The sequence below is a fragment of the Flavimaribacter sediminis genome, assembly GCF_019492055.1.
Lineage (GTDB): Bacteria > Pseudomonadota > Alphaproteobacteria > Rhizobiales > Rhizobiaceae > Flavimaribacter > Flavimaribacter sediminis.
Genome location: NZ_JAICBX010000001.1, coordinates 857,998 through 877,963, shown reverse-complemented (window position 1 = coordinate 877,963; position 19,966 = coordinate 857,998). Strand labels below are relative to the sequence as shown.

Below are 19,966 nucleotides of genomic sequence, written 5' to 3'. Positions count from 1 at the left end.
TCAGTCTCCACCCAGCTTGAAGAGGCACCGCACGAAATAGTCGGGACCGACCTGATCGGATGTCAGTTCGTTCTTGCATTCGTCCCGCGCCTGACTGCAGCGTGGTCGAAACGAGCAACCCTGAGGCAGATCGAGCGGAGACGGTTGTGTTCCGGGCACCTGTTGAAGGCGTCGGCCAGGCTCCGCGTCCCCCGGGATGCTGTCCAGAAGACCTCTCGTATAGGGATGGCGCGGATTTCCGAGCACCTCCTCAACCGGCCCGGTTTCCACGATTCGGCCGGCGTACATGACGGCGACCCGATCGCACAGTCCGGCGACGACGCTCAGATCATGCGTGACCCAGATTAGCGAGACGTCGCTGTCGCGAACAAGGTTCTGCATCATATTGAGGATTTGCGCCTGGATGGTCACATCGAGCGCGGTCGTCGGCTCATCCGCAATAACCACAGCCGGTTTGTTGATAAGCGACATAGCGATGCAGACCCGCTGGCGCATGCCGCCGGAAAGTTCATGCGGATAGCTTGAAAGCCGCTCGCGGGCTGCCGGAATACCGACCTGGACAAGCGCCGCCTCGGCCTCATCCAGCGCCGCCGCGTAAGAAACCTTGCGATGCGCGTTGATCACCTCGAAAAATTGGCGGCCGATCGACAGCACCGGGTTGAGCGTCGTCATCGGATCCTGGAAAATCATCGAAATTGCATTGCCGCGCAACTTGCGCTTTTCAGCGTCTCCCAAGGTCGTCAGTTCGCGACCTTCCAGACGGATCGACCCGGCGGCAATCCGCCCCGGCGGCTCGATCAGCCCCAGAACGGACAGACCCGTGACCGACTTTCCTGAACCGGATTCGCCGACAATGCCGAGGATTTCTCCGCGTTTCAGGGAGAAGCTGACATCGTTGACGGATTGCACCGTGCCGGCGCGCAGGTCAAAGACCGTGCTCAGCCGCTCGACTTCCAGAACCGGCTGCGGAGGCGGCATGGCGTTCATCGTCTCATCCCCGGATTGAGCAGCTCTCGCAGTCTGTCGCCAACCAGGTTGATCGACAGGATCGTGATCAACAGGGCGACGCCCGGGAAGATCGAAATCCAGTAGGATCCACTGAGCAGATACTGGTAGCCGTTGGCGATCAGCAGGCCGAGCGACGGTTGGGTTTCCGGCAGGCCTATGCCCAGAAAACTCAGCGTCGCCTCCAGCGTGATCGCATGGGCCACCTGCACTGTCAGCACGACAAGAAGCGGCGCGAAGCAATTCGGAAGCAAGTGGCGCGACACGATCCGGAAATGGCCGAGGCGCAGGCCGCGCGCGGCCTCGATATATTCGCGCTCGCGCTCCACGAGAGCAGACGCCCGAACGGTTCGCGCATAGTAGGCCCATTGCACGGCGATGAGCGCAATCATCGTCTTTTCGGCTCCCCTCCCCAGTATTGCGAGCAGGATCAAAGCAATCAGGATTGCGGGAAAACTCATCTGGAGATCGACAATGCGCATGATGATGTTCTCGGTTCTGCCGCCTGCATATGCTGCGAACAGACCGACAAACATTCCGATCACCAGCGCAAACATTGAACTGACCACGCCGACGCTCAAAGAGATCCTCAATCCGTACATGATGGCGCTCAGCAGATCGCGTCCGACCCCGTCGGTGCCCAGCCAATGGGTGTAACCGTCGTAGCTCTCGGAACCGGGCGGCAGCCGCGCATCCAGAATTGAAAGGCTCGCCAGATCATATGGGTTTTGCGGCGCGATCCATGGCGCGAATATCGCGATCAACAGAAGCAGGATGAGTATGCCGCCGCCGACGACTGCGATGGGACTTAGAGAATATTCCAGCAAAAAATTGCGAAGCCTCTGCGATCTTTCGCCGAGCGCCCTTAAAGGGCCAGCCAATTTGGGCGATGCGCCGGAATTCAGACCAAGGTCGCTCATCGATTGCTGCTCCCCAGCCTGACCCGCGGATCGAGACCCGCGTAAAGCAGGTCAACGAGCAGATTAATGATGACGAACATCACGACGATGACCATTAGGTAAGCGACGATCACCGGACGATCGAGATGGTTGATGGACTCGATGATCAGCTTGCCCATGCCGGGCCAGTTGAAGATGGACTCAGTGACGACAGCGAAGGCGACCACGGATCCGAATTCGATGCCGATCACCGTGACGATGGGTATCATGATGTTCTTGAGAATATGCCGCCACAGCAACCGCGCCTTCCTGATGCCCATGGCGTTTGCAAAGCGGATATAATCCTGATTGACCACTTCCATGACTCCCGCACGGGTCAACCGGATGAAGAGCGCGATCTTGAACAGCGCAAGATTGAACGCCGGCAAGATGATGTGCCTGAGGCCATCGAGCGTGAAGATGCTCCACTCCACGCCAAGAAACCGCACCGTGTCGCCGCGCCCGTACACTGGCAACCAGCCAAGCCATACGCCGAAGACAAGGATCAGGATGAGGCCGACCCAGAAGGTCGGAAGTGAGAACCCGAGAATGGAACCAGCCATGATCATGCGGGAATACCACCGCTTGTCGTTCAATCCGCTGACGAGGCCGAGCGGGATCCCGAGCAGGATGGCCAGAACCGTCGCCGTCAGGGCCAGTTCGAGCGTCGCCGGCAGGCGTTGGAGAATGAGCTGGATCGCCGGAATGTTGAAGACAAACGAGGTTCCGAGATCGCCATGCAGCGCAGATTTGACGAAGTACAGATACTGCATCCACAACGGCTTATCGAGCCCGAGAGACTGTCTGACGGCCTCTCTGGTCTGCTGGTCGGCGTCCGGATTGATCAGGATCTCGACCGGGTCGCCGATTGCGTAGACGCCGACGAATACGATGAGCGACATGGCGAGGACCACCGCGGCGCCCTGGAAGACACGCTGTATGATGAAGGCGATCATTGAACGGTCCTCACCGGAAGCGTCAGCAAGGACGGCTGGCCGGCCGTCGAATGGAGCTTTATTTCAGCAATCTGGCGCTGTTGCGGGATACCCTGCGGGCCGCCCGTCTGCGGATTGATGTCGAAATTGGGGAAATTGCTCGCTGCGATGTCAACGCGAATGCGGTGCCCCCGTTTGAACAGGTTGGCGCAGGGCGTGCCGATGACGCGCGCCGACACAATCTCGGAAGGCGTCAACAGGACTGCCGCATCGAAACCCTCCCGGTAGCGAAGACGCAGAATGCCGTCTGAGAGGTTCAGCGCAGGACCGCCCGGATAGCAGTCGATCAGCTTCATGGTGATGTCCACATCCGGACGATCCGCGGAAACATGGACGTCGACAAAGGGCGCGCCGGCGATCACGACATCTTCCTCAAGTGGCGCGCTCATGAATACAAGAACATCGTCTCGCTGACAGCGGATTCCTCCTGCGTCCTCCACGATGGCAAAGACAGCGTTCTGGTCCCACATGCCCCCCGACATGACGGGCTCACCCGAATTGATGGCTCCGCCGAGCGTCGGAACGGGACTGCCGGGATCGCTGATCCAACGCGACGGTTCGGCGGTAACCCGGTCTGTGTCCAGACGCCCTTCCGAAAGCTGCAGCGTCATTGCCCGACAATCATCCGGGGGCCATGACGCGGCCTTGCGCCATCGCCCACCATGCCGGATACAACCGTTCGCATCGAGACCGCCGTCGCCGCCGCCCATCTCGAAATAAGTGACGCCCAGCGGCAGCGCCTGCCCGTCGCGCACGGCCCGCAGCCATTCGAGGCGCAGATCTAGCATCGAGCCGACCAGGCCATTCTCCGGAACGGATCGCCGGCCAAAATCAACGCCGCCGCTGACGTTCGTGAACCGGGCGCCATGATCCCACGGCCCGATTACAAGACGATTCGGCGCGTCGCGCATCGCCTGGAAATTCTCGATCACCGAAACCGAAGACGTATCGAACCAGCTCGTCACGAAGAAAGACGGAGTTCGGCTCTGCGCCAGCTTTGCCTTGTCTGTCCACAAGCCGGGCGCGCGCCAGAAGTCCGAATCTTCGCCAGCCTGCCAGAATGCGGCGAGATTATCGCGGTGCTCCACCGCGCTTTCCAGCGGCGAATGCCCCGCAATCCAGGGGCTGTCCAACAGCCAGTGTTGAAGATCCTGCGCTCTCAGCACATCGGCGGCCTCGACATTGCCCGAAGCGACAAGGTCGCGGATCGCCTGCGCGTGCGCCCACGTCGCCTGTTTCATCGCCAGCGCGCCGCCTTGCCGGATACCGCTTCGATAGGCGTCGGAAAACCCGCCGCAATCCGGCGTCACAGCGTTCGGTTCCTCCTGCTCGAAACCCACCACCGACATCTGGCAAGCAGCGCCATAAGAGAAGCCGGTCATCGCCACGAACCCGTCGCACCACGCCTGACGCCGCAGCCAGCCAATCGTGTCCGCCCCGTCCTTTGGCTCTTGCAGATATTTTGAGAAACGCCCTTCGGAATCGCCACAACCACGGCAGTCCTGCACAGCATAGATGAAGCCCGCCTCCACGAAGCGTTCCGCGACGCGATCCCTCGGCAGCGATTTCTCCATGCCGGCGTATCGCTCCGACTGGTCGGTGCGACGCCGGCCATAGGGCGTGCGTTCAAGCACGACGGGTCGACGTTGCTCCAGCGGTCCATAGACATCAAGCGCCAACTGCACTCCGTCGCGCATTGGCACGGAGAAGACGCAGCGTGAAGCTGCGTCCTTCATTTCTTGTATCGTTCCATCGTGAACGGTCATTGCTGCGTGGAAAGTCCGTATGCAAGCGTCATCTGGTCCTGCCGCGGCTCGTATTCGAAGCCCTTCTTCGACGCCCAGACATTCATCTGATAGTGCATCGGAATGATCGCGAAATCACGGAACGCGACACCCGCCGCTTCTGCAGAGAGACGCGCGGCCTCATCGACATCGAAGGTCGACATGGATTCGATCGTCAGCCTGTCGACTTCCGGATTGGAATAGCGGCCGCGATTGGACGGGCCATATCCCTTCTCCTTGTCGTAGGTCATCAGGACGCCGCGCAGTCCATGCCAAGCAGTCCCCTGCGCTGACCCCCATGCCAGGAAGAAGATCGAGAACTCCCGATTGCTGCCGCGTGGGAAGAAAACGTTGGCCGGCATCGTCTCGACCTCGGTCTCAATACCGATGCGCTCGAACATCTGGGCGAGCGCCTGCACAATCTGGGCGTCGGCGACGTAGCGGTTGTTTGGCCCGTGCAGGGTAATCTTGAAGCCATCTTCATAGCCGGCCTCTTTCAACAAGACCTTGGCCTTTTCCGGATCATAGGCTCCCGGTTCGATGTCCGGATTGAAACCCGTCATTGTCGGCCCCGCCAGCTGGCCCGCCGGCTGCGCCAGCCCGTTCATCAGACGATCGATAATCGCCTGGCGATTTATTGCGAGCGAAAGCGCTTCGCGCACCTTCGGATTAAGCAAGGGATTCTTGATCTCCGAACCGTCCTTGGCCGTGATGAATGGCGAGACTTCTCGGTCGGTGTCCATGTGCAGATAGGCGGTGTAAACGTCCGGCGTTTTCCAGATCTCCAGACCGTCGTCTTTTTCCAGTGTCTCGTAGCTCTCGGGCGGAACCGAATCGATCAGATCGACATCGCCCGACAACAGCGCGGCGACACGACTTGCGTCGTTTGGCATTGCGACGATGTCGATGTTCTCGAATTCCGACGGCCCGGCCCAATAATCATCATTGCGCGCCAGCCTGAGCGTGCCGCCCGGCTGCCAGGACACGAATTTGAACGGCCCCGTACCGATGGTCGCCTTGCCGTCATTGTAGTCAGCCGTTGCCGCTCCCTCGCCCGCGTGTTTCGAGACAATCGGAACTTCGGCGAGATCGAAGAGGATCTGCGGCGAAGGGTTGCGAGTCGTTATATGAATCGTATGGTCGTCGACCGCCTTGGCCTCCGATATCTGCGACAGAAATTGCCCGAAAGGCGCGGGGCTGTTGGGGACATTCGGCGCACGCTCGAAAGTAAAGAGCACGTCTTCGGCGGTGAACGGCTCGCCGTCGTGCCATTTTACGCCTTCACGAAGCTTCAATTCCCAGACGCCGTCGCCGATATGCTCCCAGGATGTCGCGAGCGCCGGGGTCAGTTGCAGATCCTTGTCGCGCATGATCAGCGTATCAAAGATATTCGTGACCGCGGCCTTGCTGGTCGCCACATAGGAAAAGTGCGGATCGACCGAAGCCGCTTCCGTGCGCACTCCAATGACCACGTCTTCCGCAACCGATATGCCCGGTTGCGCGACCGCAGTCATGGCGGCCAGACCTAGGGCCGCCATAATACTCTTCATTTTCATGATGTTCCTCCCTTTCAATATCAATTCAAGTCAATGCTATTCGTCCTCGACAAGCGTTTCCGCGCCTGCCGCCTCGAACCTTTGCTTGCCGGCGCGCACATGCGCTTCGCCGAGTTTGCGCGCTTTTTCCGCATCGCCCTGGATGATCGCGTCCAGGATCGCCCGGTGCTCCCGGTTCGACTGCGCCATATCCGGATGGCTCCGCAGAGAGACCTGCCGATAGAGATGCATCTCGTTGACGAGTGAATCGATCATCGTTCTGAGTCGCGAACTGCCGGCCATGTCGACCAGACATTCATGGAATTTTAGGTTGAGTTCGTAGTATCTGTCGGCCTTGTTGCTGTCGGCCGCCTTTTCCATGCGATCGTGAAGATCATTCAACGGCCCCGCATTGCCTCCGGCCTTGAGCGCAGCAAGGTAGCAGGCCTGACCGGTCAACACGGCGCGCAGGTCGTAGATCTCCAGCAATTCCGCCCGGCTGATCTTCCGCACGAAAGCGCCCCGGAAGGCGATGAACTCCACCAGCCCCCTGCTGGTCAGCAACATCGAAGCCTCCCGCACGGGACCGCGACTCACGCCAAGCTCCTTGGCGAGAACGGCTTCATTGATCCGCTCACCGGCCGCAAGTTTGCCGCTCAGAATCAGCTTTTCCATCTTGTCTGCGACCAGTTCCGAAAGCGTGCTGCTTTGTCGAAGGGCCAGAAGATCGATGTCGGACATCAGTCAGAATTCCTCGTATTCGTCTTGCATATCGTCGATTAATGATCCAAGATTGTCAACAATTTAATATTTGAAGACACAGAGACCTGTGCGCAATCGAGAGGAAACGCGGTAGTGACAATCGAGAAAAAACAAGATTTTCAGTCGTTTGATACCAATGTGACGCAACAGGCTGTCAGCTTCGCGCTTTCCACCGGATTCGCTAACGTTCCGACTGAAGCTCTCGAAATTGCGAAAAGATGCATGCTGGACACGGTCGGCCTTTACGTTGCGGGTTTGAGCGACGAGGCCACGCGCATTGTTGTCTCGATGGCAGCCTCCGACGGGGGGCGCGAAGACTCCTTTCTGCTGGGCGCCGGGCGGAAACAGGTCCCCGCGCAGGTCGCAGCACGCGCTTTCGGTATATCCGCCCATGCGCACGATTTTGACGACACTCAGGTAAGCCATGACCCGAACCATGTTTACGGATTGCTGACGCACCCGACGACCGCTCCCCTCTCCTCAGCGCTTTCCGTTTCACAGATGTTGGGACATGTGGACGGCGATCGGTTTCTCGCCGCCTTCAACATTGGTTTCGAGGTTTCCTGCAAAATCTCGGAATGGCTGAAGCCCGAGCATTACCTGCGCGGACATCATTCCTCAGGCACCGTGGCTACCTTCGGCGCGGCGACAACGGCCGCCTGGCTTCTGGAACTCAACGAAACGGAGATGCGCCACGCGCTTGGCCTTGCCGCAAGCATGGCGGCGGGCGTGAGGTGCAGCTTCGGCACGATGGCCAAACCCTGGCATGTCGGACGGGCATCGGAAAACGGAGTCCTGGCCGCATTGATGGCGAAGCGCGGCTTCACCGCGGATCCTGACGCCCTGGACGGCAAATGGGGATTCGCGGCCGTGCTCGCCAACGGCTTCTCGCTCGAAAAACTGGATCAGGGGATGGGACGGACGTGGTCGATCGTCGATCCCGGCGTCAGCATAAAGCCCTACCCCAGCGGGATCCTTACCCACCAGGCCATGGACATGGTCCGCAAGCTGGTCATCGACAATGACGTCGCGCCTGAGAACGTTGAAAGAATCGAATTCTTCGCCGGAGACAATATCCTGAATCCGATCCGCTACGCCGTCGCCAAAAACGGCCTCCAGGCGAAATTCTCGATGGCTGCCTTGATTTCAATGCTGGTTCTGCGCCGCAGCGCCGGCCTTCCTGAATTCGAGGACGACGTCGTCTGCGCGCCAGCATTCCAGAATATGCAAAAGCGGATATCAACTGCGGTCGATCCGAAGATCAACGCCAAGGGCTTTGACCTGATACGTTCGCGGGTCGTATTCCATCTGAAGGACGGGGGACGCCTGGAAGCCGAGGCCGACACGCGCTATCGTGGCGGACCGCTGCTGCCCATGAGCGACTCTGACCTCGAAGAAAAATTTCGCGCGTGTTGTGCGGCTCTCGATGTCGAGGCCCAGGACCGGTTGATCGCTTCTGTGCGCGCCATCGGCCAGCCGGACGGTCCTCGCCGGCTTGCCAAAACCCTTGCTGAAATTCCGGCAATCGTTTGACCTAGGTCTGTGCGCCGAGTTCCTCTTCCTCGACGTCGACGGAGAGTTCCTGTTCGGCTTCTCCGGTTGACTGACGGGTAAATCCGTTGAGTTCTCCGTGCTCCTCGAAGTCCCGCTTGATCTTGACCGTGCTCGAAACATAGGCCGTCACCAGTTCGGCGAGCGATCTCAATGCATGCAGATGGATACGCTCGTAGCCATGCGACGCGTCGATGCCGAACGTGATGAGGCAGGTGCGCACATCCGCTCCGGCTTCGATGGCGCTGGCTGAATCAGATCGGTAATATTTGAATATATCCTTTTGATAACGAATATCATTCTTCTGACAGAGCTCGGCCATCTTCTTGGTCAGGTGGTAGTCGAACGGCCCGGTCTGATCCGCCATGGCGATCGTGACGCCGAACTCGTCGGAGTTCTGCCCTGGAGCGGTCGTGCCGTTGTCGATTGCGATCATCGACGCGACGTTGGGAGACACGATCGAGGCGGCGCCGACACCGACCTCCTCAGCGATGGAAAACAGAAAGTGTATGTCGACAGGCGTCTTGAGTTGCTGATCCTGCATGGCCTTGAGAGACGCAAGCATGACCGCCACGCCGGCCTTGTTGTCGAGGTGTCGCGAAACGATGTAGCCATTATCGAGAAATTCCGGCTGCGGATCGATCGCGACAATGTCTCCGACCTCGATGCCGAGACGATCCAGATGCTCCTCGTTGCGAGACATGGCGTCGATACGCATCTCGACGTTCTCCCACGCCACCGGCAACGTGTCGATTTCCTCGTTGAACGTGTGTCCCGAAGCCTTGATGGGCAGAATGGTGCCGCGATAGCCGCCCTTGGAACTGAACACGGTCGCGCGCGCGCCTTCGGCAAAGCGCGACGACCAGTGCCCGATCGGGACCAGCGAAACGCGGCCGTTGCTCTTGAGAAACTTGACCTGTGCCCCGAGCGTGTCGAGATGGGATACGATCGCGCGGGCGCCCTCCGGACGCTTGCCCTGACGAACAGCCTTTATCGCGCCCCTGCGCGTCAATTCCACCTGAAGCCCAAGTTCGATTAATTGTTTTGAGACGAACCGGACGATGTTGTCCGTGTATCCGGTGGGGCTTGGAATATGCAGAAGTTTATCCAGCGTGTCCGCCAGATACTCACTGTCGATATTCAGGCGTGGCATTTATCCTCCGTAGTCTTTCTTTTCTAATTCGTGCTGTGAAATACGGGATAGCGTGGAGCGCCATTCTTGCAAATTGCTCCGTGGCTGTCAGCCCCAACCTCCCCGGAAGCCTCAATCGTTTTCTCCGGGCGCCCGGATGGCGGCCATTTCGAGCATGTATTTCTCGGCCTCCACCATGTGGACATACATGATCTCGCGCGCCTTGTCGGCATGTCCTGCATTGATGGCCCGCAAAAGCCTGATCTGATAATGCAGACCGGTCTCTCGAAGTTCCGAATTGGGCTCCCGATAGATCTCGCGGCAGACCGTCATGTCTCTCAGAAGGCTCACCAGAAATCGGCACATAAAGCCGAGCAGCGTGTTGTCGCAATGGCTTGCAAGTTCGGCATGAAAATCCAGTTCGGCGAGGCGCTGGCTGTATTCCTCTTCCGCCGTTTTAGGCTCTTTCTCATAAAGGCGGATTGTTTTCTGAAGCGCCGCCATGGCTTGCTCCGAAAGATTGCCCGCCACTGACGCCGCCAGTTCCGGTTCGAGTTTCTTGCGAATGGCGTAGATGTCCGCAATTGTGGGCGCTTTGAACAAAAACAGATTGTCCAGCATCTTGATCGCGTCGACCGGGCGAACCTCGCATATGAACACGCCGCCGCCGGGGCCGGTCTTGCTGCTGATCAAGCCTTGATACTCGAGCACCTTGAGCGCTTCGCGAACTGTTCCGCGCGAAACGCCCAGCGTATGGGGCGTCAGCCAATCCGCCGGTATACGGTCGCCCGGCCGCATGTGGGCGCCAATGATTCTCTCGCGTATCATGTCGGCCACGAGATCCGGTCGCTTGCGCTTTCGGCCGGCCGGGTCGACGCCGGCTTTTGACGCAATGGTGTCCTTGAGTTCAGCCATCAGCTTGTGCGCCCGTGCGGATGATGGCAGGCGGCAAAGTGCCTATCGTCAATTGGCGACGGTTCCAGCGGCGGCTCGCTCTGCAGACACAGGTTGCTTCTGCGTGGACATCGCGCATGAAAAGCGCAACCGGGCGGCGGGTTGTAGGGATCGGGCAACTCGGTTTCGGCATTCTCAACGGCGGTAGGTTTGCGACCCGGAGCCGGCGCTGATTGCAGCAGAAGATGCGTGTAGGGGTGACGCGGCGCCGAAAAGACCGAGCGAGCAGGCCCGACTTCGGCGAGCTTTCCGAAATAGAGAACCGCCACACGGTCGCTAACGCTTTCCACCACCGAAAGATCATGGCTGATGAAAAGGTAGGTGAGATTGAAGCGCTGCTTGAGATCGTCGAGGATATTGAGAACCTGCGCCTGTACGGAAACGTCAAGCGCGGACACCGGCTCGTCCAGCACGATCAATTCCGGGTCGGCGGCAAGCGCTCGCGCGATGCCGATGCGCTGCGCCTGACCGCCTGAAAACTCGTGCGGGTAGCGCTCCAGAAATTCCGGAGCAAGATTGACCGCCTGCATGAGTTCCTCGACCCGCGACTGGCGGGCGGGCTTGTCCATGCCAAGCAGATGAACGAGCGGCGCTTCCAGAATGGCGCGGATCGTCTTGCGCGGGTTGAGCGAGGCAAGCGGATCCTGAAAAACATACTGGATCTTGCGCGCCAATTGCCTTCCGTCCGCGCGTGCCAGGGCGCAGAGGTCCTCCCCGTCATAGGTGATCGCGCCGCACGTTGGCTGATCAAGCCCCACCAGGATGCGGGCGAGCGTGGACTTGCCGCAACCGGATTCACCGACAATACCCAGCGTTTCGCCCCTCTGAACTTCAATGCTCACGCCTCTGAGGGCATGCACGGCAGGCAACGGGCTGCCAAAAAGAGTTTTTCCGCCGCCGAATATCCGTTCGGCTGCATCGATCTTCAGAAGCGTCTCGCTCACGCCGCGGCCTCCCTTGCCGACAGCGGATGAATGCATCGCACGGCGCGCCCGTCGGACAGTTCTGTCATTGCGATCTCCGTTTTGCGGCATTCATCAGTGGCCTTTTGACAGCGCGGCGCAAAGGCGCAACCATCCGGCAATCTGTTGACGACCGGAGGGCGACCGGAGATCGCTCCGAAACGCCGCTCTGGTTCGCCGAGCACGGGCACGCATTGGATCAGCTTCGCTGTATACGGATGCGCAGGTTGAGACAGGATCTCCTCCGTGGCGCCGGTTTCGACGACCTTGCCCGCATACATGACGGCGACCCGATCACAAATCGCCGAGACCACGCCGAAATCGTGCGTGATGAACAGGATGCCGGTGTCGTTGTCCTTCCGCAGTCGGTCGAGCAGCGACAGGATCTGGGCCTGGACGGTGACGTCGAGCGCCGTCGTCGGCTCGTCGGCGATGATGACGTCCGCGTCGTTGGCGAGCGCCATTGCGATGCAGACACGCTGGCGCATGCCGCCCGAGAGTTCATGAGGATAGGCCTTAAGCCTTTCCGCCGGGTTGGGAATGCGCACCATCCGCAACAGGGCTTCCGCCTTCTTGCGCGCCTCCGAGCCGGTCATCCGGCTATGCGCCTGTATCGCCTCAACAAGCTGATTGCCCACGGTGAAAAGCGGATGCAATGTCGAGAGCGGATCCTGGAATACATGCGATACGGATAGCCCGCGCAGCATGCGTATCCGTTCGTCAGAAGCCGAAAACAGGTCTTCACCGTCGAGCAACGCCACGCCGCCGACGATCCTGCCGGGCGGAGTCGGCGCCAGCCCCATGATCGACATGGCCGAAACCGACTTACCAGACCCCGATTCTCCGACCACTCCGAGACATTCGCCCTTGCCGACCCTCAGATCGACGCCGCCGACAGCTTTGTAGATTTCGCCGCCGATGCGGAATTCGGTTCGCAGATCCCGGACATCGAGTATGGCGTCGCGATGCGGCGTGAGATCACCGGGCATGACCGCACGTTCCACCGCAGTCCTGGCGACGGGCCGTGTCAGAGATCCCGATTTCAGACGCGGATCGAGGACGTCGCGCACGCCGTCGCCCAGAAGATTGATGCTCATGACAAGCACAAAAATCATCAGTCCGGGAATGATCGAGACATGCGGGTTTGTGAACAGCACCTTGCGCCCCTGCCCGAGCATCGAGCCGAGATCGGCCTGCGGCGGTTGCGCTCCCAAGCCAAGAAAGGAAAGGCCCGCCGTTTCCAGGATCATCCAGCCGATTGTCGTCGACATGGTTATGATGATCACCGGCAGAACGTTCGGCAGTACTTCGCCAAACAAAATCCGCACATGCGACATGCCGGAAAGCCGCGCGGCGTCGACGAACTCACGCCGCGAGAGGCCGAGCGCCATGCCGCGGATATTGCGCGCGAAGAACGGAATGTTGACCACGGCGATGGCGTAGAGCGCGTTGAGAAGCCCCGGCCCCAAAACCGCGACGATCGCCAAAGCCAGCAGGATGTACGGGAACGCCATGACCATGTCGATCCCGCGCATCAATATGGCGTCGGTCCGGCCGCCCGCATAGCCTGCGACGAGGCCGATGAGCGAGCCAAGGAACGCGGCGATGACGGTCGCCGACAGGCCGACTGCTAGCGACACCCGCGTGCCCCAGATCAGCCGCGACAGGAGATCGCGACCGAGTTCGTCGGTTCCAAGGAGATGCCCCTCTGAAAACGCCGGCAATAGGCGGTTTACCGGATCAGTGACGTCGGGATCGGCAAGCGGCAGGATCGGCGCGGCAAGCGCAATCAGTACAACGGCCACCAGAATTACGAGCCCGCCGGCGGCGAGCCGGTTGTTCATCAGCAGGCGCAGATTGCTCTGCCGGTTGCCCACAGAGCGTTTCGACCCAGATGAAAGAGCGGTGGTTTCGGCCATCAGCGCAACCTCGGATCGATCATCGTCTGGACGACGTCGGCTGCAAGATTGAACAGAACATAGGCGGCGGCGACCACCAGAACGCCTCCCTGAACCAGCAGCAGATCGCGTGTGGAGATCGCCTTGACCAGCATGGAGCCGATCCCCGGCCACTGGAACACGGTCTCAATGTAAACGGCCCCGCCAAGCACGAAGCCGGCCTGGATGCCAATTACCGGAATGACGGAAACGAGCGCGGCCTTGACGGCGTGCTTCATGATGACTTTGCGTTCGGGAAGCCCCTTGGCGCGGGCCGTGCGGATAAAATCCTGCCGGAGCACTTCCAGCATGGCGGTGCGCGTAAGTCGGGCGATCACGCCGGTCGCGACGACCGCGAGCGTAGAGGCTGGCAGGATTAAATGGCGCAGAAGATCGGGCAAGTCGCCGCCGCCATAAATCGCCCACATACCGCTCGCCGGCAACCACTGAAGCTTGACGGCGAAGACGAGGATAAGCAGCAGACCGAGAAAGAAACTGGGCGTCGAGATTCCGACGAGCACGACGAGCGTCACGATCCGGTCCGTCCAGCCGAATTGCCGCACCGCCGAGACGACGCCAGCCAGAAGACCCAGAATTGAGCACAAAACCAGCGCCGTTCCGGCGAGGATCAATGTCGCGGAGAACCGTTCGAGAACTTCGTCGAGCACCGGACGGTTGAGGGCGAATGAACGGCCAAAATCGCCATGAAGCAGATTGCCCAGCCAGATGAAGTATTGCTGGACAAGCGGCTTGTCGAGGCCGAGGTCGCGATTGAGTTTCTCGACATTTTCCGGGGTCGCATAGGTGCCGAGAATGGCGGTCGCCGGATCTCCGGGTATCATCGCCATAATAAAGAAGACGATGACTGTCAGTCCGAGAAGCACGGGAATCGCAGCCAGTAGTCGCTTGGCGATGTATGAGGCCATAAATTCTCTTTCCTGATGACGGCCGGCTGGCGGCCGCCACGGGTTTCTTTCAACCGGCCCCGGCGCGAGAGCGCCGAAGCGGATGCGAAGTCACAGCCTATTGCGGCTTGGAGACTTTCTGCAACATCAGGAAGAAGGATGGCTGCAGCTTGAAGTCCTCGACGCTCGATTTGGTCACCGCGTTCTGCTTCCAGTTGGCGACGAACACCCAGGGCGCGTCTTCCTGAACGATGGTCTGCATTTCCTGGTAAAGTTTCGCGCGCTCCGCCTGATCGGTCGATTTGCGGGCGTTGTTCAGGAGTTCATCGACTTTCGGATTGGAATAATAGCCCGAATTGAAGCCGCCCTTGTCCGGCCATGCCTCACTGCGCAAGGCTAGAAACGGCAGGGTGTCCGGATCATTGGTCATCCATGCCATTTCAGCCATGTCAGCCTTGCCTTCAAGACCGGGATTGACCTTGCCGAGGAAGGTGTTCCACTCGTAGGTTTCGACGTTGACATTCATGCCGATCGCTTCCAGATCAGCCTGAATGGCGGTTCCCATGGCGACGGGATCGAGCATGCCGGAGCCACCGTCCGTCACGTAGAAGGTCACCTCTTCGCCATCGTAACCCGCCTCTGCGAGCAGCGCCTTGGCCTTTTCCGGATCATAAGGATATGGCTCCAGAGCGTCATTATAGGCCCACGCGAAGGCCGGAGGCGTCGGCCCTGCCGCGACTTGCGCCGTTCCCTGCAGGATGTTTTCGACGAGCGCCTTCTTGTTCAGGGCGTAGTTGGCGGCCTGACGAACCTTCTTGTCGGCGAAGGGACCTTCCTTGAGGTTCAGAATGAGAAACCAGAGATGCGGACCGGCCTGTTCCACGACCTTGTAGCTGTCATTGTCGCGAAACTGGGCAAGGCTGTCCGGGGGAACCTCCACCATGATGTCGAGGCCGCCCGACAGCATTTCGGCTATGCGTGTATTGGCGTCCGTGATCGGACGGTAGATGACGGCTTCCAGCGGCGGGGCGCCATCCCAGTATTCTTCGTTGCGTACGACCACCACCTTCGAATTCGCCTCCCATTCAGCGAATTTGAAAGCGCCTGTGCCTGACGGGTTGCGGCCGAAATCCTTGCCTTGCGCCTCTACCGCCGCTGGAGAAACCATCAGACCCGGCGTGTAGGCGAGGTTCGACAGAAACGGCGCATAGGGAGCATCAAGCCTGAATTCGATCGTAAGAGGATCGACGACGTTCACGTCCTCCACGGCCGAGAAGTAGAATGAAAGCGGAAACGGCCCGGTGTCGTGGAACGGATGGTTCTCGTCCAGAATCCGGTCGAAGTTGAATTTGACCGCTTCGGCGTTGAAATCAGTTCCATCGTGAAATTTGACGCCATCCCGAAGCTTGAACGTGTAGACTGTTCCATCGTCGGAGATCGTCCAGCTTTCCGCAAGAGAAGGCTCCACCTCCAGCGTCCCGTCCTTGTAACGTACGAGACCGTCATACACGTTCATCAGAATCCGGAAATCGTTGACGGCCGTCACTGTCGCCGGATCCATGGATTTCGGTTCCGCGATCTGCCCGACGACAAGAACGTTCGGCGGGGTTTGCGAGAAGGCGGCCTGTGAGAACATCAAACTTAGCGCCGCGACGGCGGCGGCCAGAATCCTTTTCATCGGGTCATTCTCCCTCTGTTGCGATGGCGGGCATTAAACATAAAAATTTTGGCATTTTGCAATGATTTTTCATGATAAATTTTGTATAACAAAGGAACCAGGGAAGAAATGCCTCACAACTGACTGAAAACAAAACACAATTGGATATGCCTAATAATCCGGCAATCAACTCTAAACGCCTAAAATCCTTGCTCGATGCAGTCAACAGCTTCGGCAGGAACCCGCAAACCGGCGGCTTCAACCGGATCGGATATAGCGATCCGGACTTGCGGGTCCGACGCTGGTTCGCCGACACGTTGCGCGCGGAGGGCCTGTCTGTATCGCAGGACGGCGTCGCCAATGTCTTCGGGCGCTTCGGCCCGGCGGAAGGCCCCTGCATTATGGCGGGGTCGCATCTCGACACAGTTCCGGAGGGCGGCGCCTTCGACGGCGCGCTCGGCGTTTGCGCAGCGCTTGAATGCATCCTCGCCATGAAGGATGCGGGATATGCGCCGGACATCGCCATCGAAATCGTCGCGACTGCGGAGGAAGAAGGTCGCTTCGGCGGCATGCTCGGGTCGCAGGCGATTTCCGGGCAAATCCAAAGAACCTGGATCGACCAGGCGGTCGACGCCGATGGTTTGACGCTGGTCGACGCCATGGCGCAACAGGGCCTCGACGCCTACAGCGCCTTGTCCTGCGCCCGCGCGCCCGGAACGATAGAAGCGTTTCTGGAACTGCATATTGAACAAGGGCCTGTCCTGGAAAGCAGGAACATCCCGATCGGCGTAGCGGATTCCGTTTCCGGCGTCGTCAATCTGGGCGTTCGCCTGGAAGGACGCGCCAACCACTCCGGCACGACGCCAATGGATTTGCGCGCGGACGCCTTTGCCGGCCTCGCGGAACTGGGAGCCGCCCTGCCCTCGATCATCGAACAGCATGGCGACCAACAGACCCGCGTGACGATAGGCAAGGTGGAACTCCAGCCGAATTTCCCGCACACCATTCCCGGCCTCGCAGATTTTTCGATCGTAATTCGAGACAGCGACGCCGCCCTACTGCAACGCGTGGTCGAGGCGGTGCGCGATCAGATCGTCGCCATTTCCTCCAGACACAGCCTTACCGCGACAATCGACGAACGGAGCCGTCTTGCTCCCGTCGAACTCGACACATCGCTGGTTGCGATTCTGCGTGAAGAATCAGACCGGCTCGGCTCTCCCTCTCTCGTCATGCCTTCCGGCGCCGGCCACGACGCCCAGACCATGCAGGCGCTGTGCCCGGCCGCCCTCATTTTCGTGCCGAGCAGAGATGGCGTCAGCCATGCACCCGAAGAATGGACCGATTGGAGCGCAATCGATAAAGGCGCAAACCTGCTGCTTGCTGCGCTCATTCGCCTTTCCCGCGCAAAAACTTAACGAATTCGCGGAACTTTTGACGTAGATCCGCGTTTTCAATGCCTGTCGGATCTCAGCCGGTTCACCGGTCGAATTGCGACACTGGCAATGTCGCCGCCATCTTGTTGAATATTGGTTTGATCGTGCACTTCGGCCACACTTGTTTCACAAAGCTCGGCCACGGTTTCGAAACTCTTCACGATTTCGCTTCTGCGTCCCGCCGGAATTGTCAGGAAAGCATGATCGAAGGAAACCCCAATTGGAGACGGCGCATGCTCGAGGGCCAACCTGCCCCGCTCGGTGAGAACTGTGTGGACGATGCGTCGGTCGCTCTCGGACCTGTATCGTTCGATCATTCCCTTGAGTTCGAGCTTGTCGAGTATGCCAACCACGGTCGGCGGACTGAGACTGGCCTCTTTGGAGATCGCCCGGCTCGTCACCTCCCCGAGATCACGGACGCATTGCAAAACAACGAGCTGCGGCAGGGTCAGCCCGACCGTTCGATCAATTCTGCGGGAGTGGATATCCTGCGTCCGAATGATCCGGCGCAAGGCCTTTTGCAGCGATTTCAGTTCATCGGCCGGCATTCTCATGACCTATTGGTTGAACAAAAACCATTAGTGTTATAATCATTTGCCGTCAAACGAAAAGAAAACAAAGGATAACAGAACCATATGTGTGGAATTTGTGGCGAAATCACCTTCGACGGACAAATGGCGTCCGCTTCGCGCATTGAAACCATGGCCGAAGCCATGGCTCCGCGCGGGCCGGACGGCGCCGGCGTCATGGTGCGCGGCCGCGTCGGATTCGGCCATAGACGCCTCAAGATCATCGACCTGTCGGAAGCCGCAGCCCAGCCCTTCGTCGACACCCATCTCGGCTACGCGATCGCCTTCAATGGCTGTATCTACAACTACCCCGAGCTGAAGGCCGAACTGGAAAGCATGGGACACAGATTCGCTTCCACCGGCGATACGGAAGTTATCCTCAAGGCATGGGCCGAATGGGGTCCGGAGGCTGTGAGCAAGCTGCAGGGCATGTTCGCCTTCGCAATCCATGAGCGCGAGACCGACAGGGTCATCCTGGTGCGCGACCGCTTCGGCATCAAGCCGCTCTACCTCGCCGAAAGCCGGGGCGCGCTGCGTTTCGCTTCCACCCTGCCCGCGCTGGTGAAAAGCGGCGGCCTCGACACATCCATCGACCGGATCGCCCTGCAGCACTACATGAGCTGGCACGCCGTGGTTCCGGCGCCAAGGACAATTCTGGCCGGCGTGCGCAAATTGCCGCCGGCGACCATACGGGTTGTCGAGCCCGACGGGACTTTCAAGGACACGGTGTACTGGAAACCGGACTATACGCGCTCGGCTGAAGACGTGCGCCGCGATCCGGAGGAATGGACCGATATGCTGCTTGAGGCGCTGCGCACCGCTGTTCGCCGCCGCATGGTGGCGGATGTGCCGGTCGGCGTGCTTCTGTCAGGCGGGGTCGACAGTTCACTGATCGTCGGTCTGCTTGCCGAACAGGGCCAGGAGCACCTGGCGACTTATTCCATCGGCTTCGAGGAAGCGCATGGCGAAAAGGGTGATGAGTTCAAATATTCGGACCTGATCGCCCACCACTACGACACCAACCACCACAAGATCTTCATCCCGTCGGAGGAGATGCGCGCCAACCTGCCGGCGACGATCCGTGCGATGTCGGAACCGATGGTTTCCTACGACAATGTTGGATTTTTCCTCTTGAGCCGCGAGGTCGCCAAGACAATCAAGGTCGTCCAGTCCGGACAGGGCGCCGACGAGGTTTTCGCCGGCTATCACTGGTATCCGCCGCTTGCCAACTCCAACGATCCCGTAAGCGACTACGCCGCGGCGTTCTTTGACCGCAGCCATCAGAAGCTCGGCGAGCATCTCGCGCAGGACTATATGGCCGATACGGATGAATGCATCGCGTTTGTTCGCGAACATTTTGCGCGCCCGGGCGCCGACGATCCTGTCGACAAGGCATTGCGCCTCGACACGAATGTCATGCTGGTCGACGATCCGGTGAAGCGAGTCGACAACATGACGATGTCCTGGGGGCTGGAAGCCCGCGTGCCTTTCCTCGATCACGAACTTGTGGAGCTGGCCAACCGGGCGCCGTCCGGGCTCAAGCTGGCGCAGGGCGGCAAAGGCATTCTCAAGGATGTCGCGCGCAAGATCATTCCGAGCGAAGTCATCGACCGGCCGAAAGGTTACTTTCCGGTGCCGGCGCTCAAATATATCGACGGCCCCTATCTCGACATGGTGCGCGACGCGCTCGGCTCGCAGAGCGCGCGGGACCGCGGCCTCTTCCGCCAGGACTATCTCGAAGCCCTGTTCGACGCCCCGGCCGAGCACATCACGCCTTTGAGAGGGTCCGAACTCTGGCAGGTGTCGCTGCTTGAGATGTGGCTTCAGGAACAAGGAATCTGAGCACA

16 protein-coding genes are annotated in these 19,966 nt (G+C 59.6%); 3 read left to right on the top strand and 13 right to left on the bottom strand.

Features of this window, described 5'->3' with window-relative positions:
• From K1W69_RS04120 to K1W69_RS04095, 6 genes are read right to left on the bottom strand one after another with little or no spacing between them, the layout of a single operon-like run.
• On the bottom strand, positions 1-987 hold the full coding sequence (locus K1W69_RS04120) for an ABC transporter ATP-binding protein (protein ID WP_258570799.1): 987 nt from the start codon (positions 985-987) through the stop codon (positions 1-3).
• Positions 984-1,925: an ABC transporter permease gene (locus tag K1W69_RS04115; protein WP_220227057.1), complete on the bottom strand. Its 942-nt coding sequence runs from the start codon at positions 1,923-1,925 to the stop codon at positions 984-986. The genes K1W69_RS04120 and K1W69_RS04115 overlap by 4 nt, the downstream gene beginning before the upstream one ends.
• Complete coding sequence (locus tag K1W69_RS04110) at positions 1,922-2,899, bottom strand: ABC transporter permease (protein ID WP_220227056.1); 978 nt, start codon at positions 2,897-2,899, stop codon at positions 1,922-1,924. The genes K1W69_RS04115 and K1W69_RS04110 overlap by 4 nt, the downstream gene beginning before the upstream one ends.
• On the bottom strand, positions 2,896-4,674 hold the full coding sequence (locus K1W69_RS04105; protein ID WP_220227055.1) for a CocE/NonD family hydrolase: 1,779 nt from the start codon (positions 4,672-4,674) through the stop codon (positions 2,896-2,898). Before K1W69_RS04105 ends, K1W69_RS04110 begins: the two co-directional genes overlap by 4 nt.
• Positions 4,675-4,700: 26 nt before the next feature.
• Positions 4,701-6,278, bottom strand: a complete 1,578-nt coding sequence (locus K1W69_RS04100) for an ABC transporter substrate-binding protein (protein WP_220227054.1) — start codon at positions 6,276-6,278, stop codon at positions 4,701-4,703.
• Between the two features lie 36 nt (positions 6,279-6,314).
• Complete coding sequence (locus K1W69_RS04095) at positions 6,315-6,998, bottom strand: GntR family transcriptional regulator (protein WP_220227053.1); 684 nt, start codon at positions 6,996-6,998, stop codon at positions 6,315-6,317.
• A 114-nt stretch (positions 6,999-7,112) separates the two neighbouring features.
• Here K1W69_RS04095 and K1W69_RS27410 point away from each other — a divergent pair, with 114 nt between their 5' ends.
• Complete coding sequence (locus K1W69_RS27410) at positions 7,113-8,552, top strand: MmgE/PrpD family protein (protein ID WP_370688173.1); 1,440 nt, start codon at positions 7,113-7,115, stop codon at positions 8,550-8,552.
• Position 8,553: 1 nt separating this feature from the next.
• On the opposite strand, the gene K1W69_RS04085 is transcribed toward K1W69_RS27410, so the two are convergent.
• The 6 genes from K1W69_RS04085 to K1W69_RS04060 form a co-directional block, all read right to left on the bottom strand.
• A complete protein-coding gene (locus K1W69_RS04085; protein ID WP_220227051.1) occupies positions 8,554-9,723 on the bottom strand; it encodes an osmoprotectant NAGGN system M42 family peptidase in 1,170 nt (389 codons plus the stop codon).
• 111 nt (positions 9,724-9,834) lie between these two features.
• Positions 9,835-10,617, bottom strand: coding sequence for a FadR/GntR family transcriptional regulator (locus K1W69_RS04080; RefSeq protein WP_220227050.1), 783 nt, complete (start codon positions 10,615-10,617; stop codon positions 9,835-9,837).
• On the bottom strand, positions 10,617-11,600 hold the full coding sequence (locus K1W69_RS04075; protein ID WP_370688172.1) for an ABC transporter ATP-binding protein: 984 nt from the start codon (positions 11,598-11,600) through the stop codon (positions 10,617-10,619). The genes K1W69_RS04080 and K1W69_RS04075 overlap by 1 nt, the downstream gene beginning before the upstream one ends.
• The gene (locus tag K1W69_RS04070) at positions 11,597-13,537 is read right to left on the bottom strand and encodes a dipeptide/oligopeptide/nickel ABC transporter permease/ATP-binding protein (protein WP_220227048.1); all 1,941 of its coding nucleotides are present in this window, start codon (positions 13,535-13,537) and stop codon (positions 11,597-11,599) included. The genes K1W69_RS04075 and K1W69_RS04070 overlap by 4 nt, the downstream gene beginning before the upstream one ends.
• A complete protein-coding gene (locus tag K1W69_RS04065) occupies positions 13,537-14,481 on the bottom strand; it encodes an ABC transporter permease (protein ID WP_220227047.1) in 945 nt (314 codons plus the stop codon). The genes K1W69_RS04070 and K1W69_RS04065 overlap by 1 nt, the downstream gene beginning before the upstream one ends.
• 97 nt (positions 14,482-14,578) lie before the next feature.
• Positions 14,579-16,138, bottom strand: coding sequence for an ABC transporter substrate-binding protein (locus K1W69_RS04060; protein ID WP_220227046.1), 1,560 nt, complete (start codon positions 16,136-16,138; stop codon positions 14,579-14,581).
• A gap of 146 nt (positions 16,139-16,284) precedes the next feature.
• Here K1W69_RS04060 and K1W69_RS04055 point away from each other — a divergent pair, with 146 nt between their 5' ends.
• On the top strand, positions 16,285-17,532 hold the full coding sequence (locus K1W69_RS04055; RefSeq protein WP_220227045.1) for a Zn-dependent hydrolase: 1,248 nt from the start codon (positions 16,285-16,287) through the stop codon (positions 17,530-17,532).
• A gap of 35 nt (positions 17,533-17,567) precedes the next feature.
• Here the strand turns inward: K1W69_RS04055 and K1W69_RS04050 are convergent, their stop codons facing one another.
• Positions 17,568-18,098: a MarR family winged helix-turn-helix transcriptional regulator gene (locus tag K1W69_RS04050; RefSeq protein ID WP_220227044.1), complete on the bottom strand. Its 531-nt coding sequence runs from the start codon at positions 18,096-18,098 to the stop codon at positions 17,568-17,570.
• Positions 18,099-18,185: 87 nt separating this feature from the next.
• Between K1W69_RS04050 and K1W69_RS04045 the strand changes: the two genes are divergently transcribed.
• Positions 18,186-19,961 carry an N-acetylglutaminylglutamine amidotransferase gene (locus tag K1W69_RS04045; RefSeq protein WP_220227043.1) on the top strand — a complete coding sequence of 592 codons (1,776 nt, stop codon included), beginning with the start codon at positions 18,186-18,188 and terminating at the stop codon, positions 19,959-19,961.
• Positions 19,962-19,966: the final 5 nt, after the last annotated feature.

Coding starts and splice junctions, on each gene's coding strand:
- K1W69_RS04100 (WP_220227054.1), bottom strand. CDS start 6,278: ATGAAAATGAAGAGTATTATGGCGGCCCTAGGTCTGGCCGCCATGACT.
- K1W69_RS04120 (WP_258570799.1), bottom strand. CDS start 987: ATGAACGCCATGCCGCCTCCGCAGCCGGTTCTGGAAGTCGAGCGGCTG.
- K1W69_RS04050 (WP_220227044.1), bottom strand. CDS start 18,098: ATGCCGGCCGATGAACTGAAATCGCTGCAAAAGGCCTTGCGCCGGATC.
- K1W69_RS04055 (WP_220227045.1), top strand. CDS start 16,285: ATGCCTAATAATCCGGCAATCAACTCTAAACGCCTAAAATCCTTGCTC.
- K1W69_RS04045 (WP_220227043.1), top strand. CDS start 18,186: ATGTGTGGAATTTGTGGCGAAATCACCTTCGACGGACAAATGGCGTCC.
- K1W69_RS04060 (WP_220227046.1), bottom strand. CDS start 16,138: ATGAAAAGGATTCTGGCCGCCGCCGTCGCGGCGCTAAGTTTGATGTTC.
- K1W69_RS04065 (WP_220227047.1), bottom strand. CDS start 14,481: ATGGCCTCATACATCGCCAAGCGACTACTGGCTGCGATTCCCGTGCTT.
- K1W69_RS04110 (WP_220227056.1), bottom strand. CDS start 2,899: ATGATCGCCTTCATCATACAGCGTGTCTTCCAGGGCGCCGCGGTGGTC.
- K1W69_RS04105 (WP_220227055.1), bottom strand. CDS start 4,674: ATGAAGGACGCAGCTTCACGCTGCGTCTTCTCCGTGCCAATGCGCGAC.
- K1W69_RS04095 (WP_220227053.1), bottom strand. CDS start 6,998: ATGTCCGACATCGATCTTCTGGCCCTTCGACAAAGCAGCACGCTTTCG.
- K1W69_RS04115 (WP_220227057.1), bottom strand. CDS start 1,925: ATGAGCGACCTTGGTCTGAATTCCGGCGCATCGCCCAAATTGGCTGGC.
- K1W69_RS04085 (WP_220227051.1), bottom strand. CDS start 9,723: ATGCCACGCCTGAATATCGACAGTGAGTATCTGGCGGACACGCTGGAT.
- K1W69_RS04080 (WP_220227050.1), bottom strand. CDS start 10,617: ATGGCTGAACTCAAGGACACCATTGCGTCAAAAGCCGGCGTCGACCCG.
- K1W69_RS04070 (WP_220227048.1), bottom strand. CDS start 13,537: ATGGCCGAAACCACCGCTCTTTCATCTGGGTCGAAACGCTCTGTGGGC.